General features: G+C 62.3%; 5 protein-coding genes and 2 pseudogenes. 1 reads left to right on the forward strand and 6 read right to left on the reverse strand.

What is annotated here, in order from left to right:
* The coding region (gene istB / locus ECTPHS_RS13235; RefSeq protein ID WP_008933264.1) for an IS21-like element helper ATPase IstB at positions 1-643 on the forward strand (643 nt) is incomplete at its 5' end.
* Between the two features lie 60 nt (positions 644-703).
* Here istB and ECTPHS_RS13240 read toward each other — a convergent pair.
* The 6 genes and pseudogenes from ECTPHS_RS13240 to ECTPHS_RS15435 all read right to left on the reverse strand — a co-directional run.
* Positions 704-886, reverse strand: a pseudogene (locus ECTPHS_RS13240) (ATP-dependent metallopeptidase FtsH/Yme1/Tma family protein); the annotation flags it as partial.
* 27 nt (positions 887-913) lie between these two features.
* Positions 914-2,353 (reverse strand): cardiolipin synthase, encoded by a 1,440-nt coding sequence (cls, locus tag ECTPHS_RS13245; RefSeq protein ID WP_008933266.1) that lies wholly within the window; start codon positions 2,351-2,353, stop codon positions 914-916.
* Positions 2,354-2,356: 3 nt separating this feature from the next.
* A pseudogene (gene clpK, locus ECTPHS_RS13250) lies at positions 2,357-5,209 on the reverse strand (heat shock survival AAA family ATPase ClpK).
* A gap of 101 nt (positions 5,210-5,310) precedes the next feature.
* Positions 5,311-5,880, reverse strand: coding sequence for an Hsp20/alpha crystallin family protein (locus ECTPHS_RS13255; protein WP_008933268.1), 570 nt, complete (start codon positions 5,878-5,880; stop codon positions 5,311-5,313).
* A gap of 105 nt (positions 5,881-5,985) precedes the next feature.
* Positions 5,986-6,198: a helix-turn-helix domain-containing protein gene (locus ECTPHS_RS14395; RefSeq protein WP_008933269.1), complete on the reverse strand. Its 213-nt coding sequence runs from the start codon at positions 6,196-6,198 to the stop codon at positions 5,986-5,988.
* 201 nt (positions 6,199-6,399) lie between these two features.
* Positions 6,400-6,532, reverse strand: a 133-nt coding sequence (locus tag ECTPHS_RS15435) for a phospholipase (protein WP_371200120.1), incomplete at its 5' end; no start/stop codon positions are given.

The following is a 6,532-nucleotide window of genomic DNA, read 5'->3' on the forward strand; positions in this document are numbered from 1 at the left end:
TGAAGTCTCTTACCTGGCCTTCGCCGACATGCTGGTGGAGCACGAGCGTCAGACCCGTGAGGCCAAGCGCATCGACCTCTACCAACGCCAAGCCGGGTTCCCCAGCGACAAGCGCCTGGAGGGGTTCGACTACCGGCATCAGACCACCATCACCAAGCGTCAGATCAGCGCCCTGCTCGACTTCGCCTTCCTCGACAATCGCGAGAACCTGGTGTTCATCGGCCCGCCAGGGGTGGGCAAGACCCACCTGGCCATCGGCATCGGCCAGAAGGCCATCGAGGCCGGCTACCGAGTGCTGTTCCGCAACGCCCTGGACCTGGTCGAGGAGCTGGAGCTGGCCGAGATGAAGGGTGAGCTGAAGAAGACGCTGCACAAGCTGGCCAAGGTCGACGCCCTGGTGATCGATGAGCTGGGCTACCTGCCGATGAGTCGGCAGGCGCGCTACGCGCTGTTCCAGCTGATCAACCGGTTCTACGAGCACCGGTCGCTGATCATCACCACCAACAAGGACTTCACCAGCTGGGGGGAGTTCTTCCACGACGACAACGTGGCGGTGCCGATCGTCGACCGGATCATCCACCACTCGCACCTCTACCTGCTCGGCGGGGAGAGCTACCGGCTGAAGCAGAAGACGCTCAGCTGACGATCACGGGTGGGTCAAAACTAATGACCGCTGGTGGGTCACTTCTGATGGCCATTGACACCCGGTGACGGTTCGGTCCGATACCAGCACCTCGGCAACACGGCCCTCGGCCAGCGCCTTCTCGAATTCGCTGTACGGCACCGGCTCGACGGTCTGCGCCGCTTGCCAGTAGTTCTGGAGCGTCAGTAGTAACAGGCCGGCGACGATCCAGTACCCGACGTTCCATTGATCTTTCTTTTCCATCAGTGCTGTTCTCCGGGAGTGGTTTCGCTATAGAACGGGCGTGAACAGGCGGGCGATACCGTCGCGCAACTTGATGGCCAGCGGGCGCGCACGCACCGCCGCTGGCGTGACGAGGGTCGACCTATCACGTGTGGCATCGAAAAGCGCCTCGAGGCGTGTGCTCAGTGTTTTGTCATACACCTCGACATTGAACTCGAAGTTGAGCCGCAGGCTGCGCGCGTCCCAATTGGCCGATCCCAGGCAGCACCAGCCACCATCGACCAGCATCAGCTTGGTGTGATCGAACGGGCCGGGCCGCTCGAAAATTCGTACGCCGTGCTCCATCACCTGCCAGTAATGGGCGCGGGCAGCCCATTGCACGAAGCGGTGATCGCCGTTGGCGGGTGTGAGCACATCGACGCGCACACCGCGCAGCGCGGCTATACTGAGCGCTGCGATCATCGGCTGATCGGGCACGAAATAAGGCGTCCAAATGCGCACACTGTGCCGAGCCGCGTTCAAGGCCCCCATGAACGTCCAGCGTATCCGGTCAAGGGTTTCGTCCGGGCCGGCCTCGATGCCTCTGGCCCAACTGTTCCCCGGCGCGGTCGCCTGCGCGACTGGCTCGCCCCAGAAGGACTCATCGAGTCGCTCACCCATGGTGTCGCACCAGTCTTCGGTAAAACACTTCCGAAGATGCGCCACGACCGGTCCCTGTATGCGGAAATGCAGGTCACGTTGTGCGCGGCCAGGGTCTTCCGGGTTCCAGTAGGGGGTGTGGATGTTCATGCCGCCGGTGAAGCCCGTTTCGCCATCGATCACTAGCAGCTTGCGGTGATTACGCAAGTGCGCGGCATGAAGGCGGGCAGGAATCAGCGTGGGGTTGAAAGGTGCCACTGGCATCCCGCTTCGCTTCAGCAGCCGGTAAGCATTTTTGTGCACCCAGCGTGCGGAGACATCGTCGATCAGCACTCGCACGTGCACGCCGCGCGCATGCGCCTGTCGCAGCGCTGCGACAAACTGCGCGCTGATCCCTTGGCCGTCGAAGATGTAGGAGACCAGGGCGACGCTGTGCCGCGCCGACTCGATCGCGGCGAGCATGGCTGGGTAGGCCTGCTCACCATCGAGTAAGGGCTCGATCCGATTACCGGCGGTCAGTGGCTGACCGGTGGTTCCCCCCACCAGATGCACCAGGCCGGCGAACGACGACGGCAGTGCGTCAGGAACCTCCAGACAATCTGCCGCCGGCGATGCATAGCCAGTGCCCGGGTACAACTTTCGCGCCCGCCGTTGATAACGGTTGATGCCGAACAGCAGGTACAGAAGCGAACCAACCAACGGCAACAGCGTGATCAGCAGCACCCAGAGGGTGGCCGATCGCGGGTCGCGCTTGTAGATGACCGCGTGCCCCGCAGCGGCAAGCGCCGCCGCGAGCGAGAACAGGGTGGCTGCCCATGCCAAGCCATGAAGGTCAGAGACAGCCCCCATGCTTCAGGAGGGATCGCTTGCCGGTTTCTTTTTGCGGGAGCCCTTGCCCTTATGGCCCTTCGCCCCTTCGTCCGGCTTGGCCTCGTCAGGCTTATCGGTCTCGACCCCGCCCTTGGGCGGCTCGGTACGCTCGAAGCTGACCCGATCCGCCTTGTCGTCCCAGCGGGCGATGACGTGATCGCCCTTGCCGATGCCGCCGCCCAGCATCTCACGCGCCAGCGCCGTTTCCAGCTCGCTGCGGATCACGCGCTTGAGCGCACGCGCCCCGAACTCGGGCTTGTAGCCTTCTTCGGCAAAGTGGTCGATCAAGGTCTGGTCGAAGGTCAGCGTCACACCCTGGCTGGCGGCGTTGCGCGCCACGCGATCGAGCTGCAGCCCGACGATGTGACTGATCTCTTCTTTGCCCAGGGCATGGAAGACGATGATCTCTTCGATGCGGTTGAGGAACTCGGGGCGGAAGTGCCCGCGCAGCACGTCCATGACCTCGGTCTTGGTCTTCTCGTACTCCTCACCGGCCGCACCACGCGCCTTCAGTCGCCGCTGGATGATGTCCGAGCCCAGATTGGACGTGGCGATGATGATGGTGTTGGTGAAGTCCACCACGCGCCCCTTGCCGTCCGTCAGGCGGCCATCGTCGAACACCTGCAGCAGGATGTTGTAGACGTCGGGGTGGGCCTTCTCGATCTCGTCGAGCAGCAGCACACTGTAGGGCTTGCGACGCACTTTCTCGGTCAATTGACCGCCCTCGTCGTAGCCCACGTAGCCCGGAGGAGCACCCACCAGTCGAGCCACAGTGTGGCGCTCGCCATACTCCGACATGTCGATGCGCAACAGTGCGCCCTCGTCGCCATAGATGGACTCGGCCAGGGCCTTGGCCAATTCGGTCTTGCCGACGCCAGTGGGCCCGAGAAACAGGAACGTGGCCACCGGCTTGCTACCTTCTCGCAAGCCCGCGCGCGACAGCCGCACTGCATCGGCGACGGCGCGAACTGCTTCGTCCTGCCCGACCAGGCGCTCGTGCAGACGCTGCTCCAGGTGCAGCAGTTTCTCGCGTTCCTCCACCGTCAGTTCGTTGACGGGGATGCCAGTCAGGCGCGAGACGATCTGGGCCACGTGCTCGGCCTTGACTTCGGCGCTGCCCGAGGCGCGCTCGCGCTCCCATTCCTCGACGCGCTTCTTGAGCTCGGCCTCCTTGGTTTCGATGTGCTTGCCGATCTCCGCTGCCTTGTCGTATTGCTTGCGGGCTGCCACGTAGTCCTGCTCACGGCGCAGCTGGTGCAGCTCCGCCTCCAGCTCCTGCACGGCGACCGGGCGCGCCGTCGCAGACAGTTTGACGCGCGCGGCGGCCTGATCGAGCAGATCGATGGCCTTGTCCGGCAAGAAGCGCGCGGTGATGTAGCGGTCGGAAAGCTCGGCGGCGGCGATGATCGCTTCCTCCGAGATGCTGACCTTGTGGTGCGCCTCGAAGGTGTCGCGCAGGCCGCGCAGGATCATGATGGCCTGCGCCACGGTCGGCTCTGGCACCGTCACCGGCTGAAAGCGGCGCTCCAGCGCGGCGTCCTTTTCGATGTACTTCTGGTACTCGTTGAGCGTGGTGGCGCCGATCAGGTTCAGCTCGCCGCGCGCCATCATGGGCTTGAACACGTTGGCCACATCCAGGCCGCCTTCACCGCCGCCCTGGCCGGCACCGACGATGGTGTGCACCTCGTCGATGAACAGGATCATTTCGCCCTGGTGTTCGGAGATCTCCTTGAGCACCTTCTGCACGCGCTCCTCGAACTCGCCCCGGTACTTGGCACCCGCCACCATCGCATTGATGTTCAGCTCCACCAGGCGCTTGTCGCGCAGCGTTTCGGGCACTTCGCCAGCCACCATGCGCTGCGCCAGCCCCTCGACGATGGCCGTCTTGCCCACGCCCGGCTCGCCGATGAGCACCGGGTTGTTCTTTTTGCGCCGCGCCAGCACCTCGATGGTGGTTTCGATTTCCTGAGCCCGGCCAATGACCGGGTCCAGCTTGCCGTCACGCGCCATCTTGGTCAGGTCGCGGGAGTATTTGTCGAGCTCCGGCGTATTGGTGGGTGTTTCGGCGCGGCCGTCCTCGGCATCCTTGCCAACTACCTTGCTGACCTGCTGACGCAGAGCCTGCGGCGTGAGGCCATAGCGGCGCAGCAGGTTGGCCGCTAGCCCTTCGCCTTCTTCAGCCAGGCCCACCAGGAAGTGTTCGGGCCCGACATAGGAATGGCCGAGCTCTTTGGACGCGACGAAGGCGCGGCTGAGCGCATCCTTCACGCGCGGCGACACGCCGATTTCGCCCTCGAAGGGTTTGTCACCGCGCCTGGCTTCGGACTCGATCTGGCGCTTGAGGTCGTCGACCTTGATCTTGAACTGGCCGAGGATGGTTTTGACCACGTCGCTGTCGGTCAGCGACAGCAGCAGATGCTCGGTATCCACCTCGGGACGGCCAAACTCGGCGGCATGCTTGGCGGCTTCCTGTAACAGGGCCTCCGATTGTTCGCTGATCCGGCTGGCCAGCCCGCCACCACGACGGCGCGGTGCGCCGCCCCCCGCGACGGCGGGTTCGCCGAATGAGGCATCGACCACTTCATCGCCAGTATCGGCGGTCACGGGACTCGAGTCGTCACCGATGCGGAAGAAGTCGCTGCCCAGAAAATCTTCGAACAGCCCGCTGCGCGAGCCAAACAAGGCTTCCAGCGGGGATACGGTACGTTTTTGCTGGCGTACCAGTTGGCGGTAGTGTTCGTCGCACAACAGCATGGTGCTTTGGCGACCATTAATCTTGGCTTCTACCCGCACCGTGGCGGGTTGGCCGCAGACTTAGCATTGTTTTCTGGCCATGCTGGCACTCCTAAGTTGGCTAAGGCGGCGAGGCGCCACATCTCATGGCACCTCGCCTCCAGGTTGGTTTGTTGTCTGATGAACAGGCAGGTCAGTTGGCGTCAGCCGTTGATCGGAATCGAACGACCCTGCTTCGGAACACTGGCCTCGCGTTTATCCATCGTGATGGTGAGCACACCATTCTTGAAATCGGCCTTAATCGAGTCCTGGCTGGCATCACCAGGCAGGTTCAGGGCACGCTGGAAACTGCCGTAGGAGCGCTCGACCCGATGGAAGCCGCCTTCATTCTTTTCCTGCTCCTGGCGTTTCTCACCGCGCACCACCAGCACATCCTCGTTCAGCGTGATCTGAATGTCCTTTTCCTCGACGCCCGGAACCTCCAAAGTGATCCTGTACTGCTTATCGGTTTCCTGGATGTCGAGGGCCGGCTTCAGCATGCCCGGCCACTCGGATGGCCAGCGTGGCATGGCCAACGCCGGAAAACCGAAGCCCCGGAATGCATCATCGAACAGACGGTCAATCTCACGATGCAATTGCAAGATCGGACTGACCGCGCCTGCAGCCACCGGCTGATCATTGCGCTGAACCGGCAGTGAGGCGGTGGCCTGCTGTTCTTCCTGTTCCTTCTTTAACCAGTTCCAGGGAGCCAATTTCTTGAAATTAAAATCCATGTCACACCTCCAGAAAATAATGAACTGAAAAGTTGCTTGGTCTGCTTGCCTGCTCAGACGGACATCACATGCAGGCGACACGGCTTGCTGGAAGGGTTTTGCTGTTCACGTTCGAGCATAACCTCCTTTCTGGGTCCCGCGTGGCGATCGATCTTGAATCCACTGATCGATGTCGCTTCGGCGAAAGCGCCATGTTCCACCCACTTTGAATGCCGGGATCTCTCCGTGCGCGGCCAGGCGGTAGAGCGTGCGCTTGCCGACCTTCAGATACGCCGCCAATTCATCGAGCGTGAAGATTTCGTCTAGGCCAGTTTTCATAGCGCCACCAGACACAGCCTTCCTCTCGCTGTTCAAACGTTGCAGATCATTGCATTCGCTTGCAATAGTGTGCGGCTTCTTGGAGATTTCAAGGGAGCCTACCGTAAAGTCTTGATTCGTATCAATGACAACGCTGATCTCGCCACGTTCGCTGTACGCAGTGAATTGCTTTGAGGCAAGCAGCCCCAGGCCCCCCCTGGATCAAACACCGATCCTCACGTTGTAGCCAAGCGCCCGCAGCCCCTTGCTCGTTCGCATGTTCCTTGGCGGAAACTCATCAGGTCGAGCCCAGCCGACGATTTCCCCGAGGCTGCTCAGACCCTGGAGTATCCCC

It is taken from the genome of Ectothiorhodospira sp. PHS-1 (assembly GCF_000225005.1).
GTDB lineage: Bacteria > Pseudomonadota > Gammaproteobacteria > Ectothiorhodospirales > Ectothiorhodospiraceae > Ectothiorhodospira.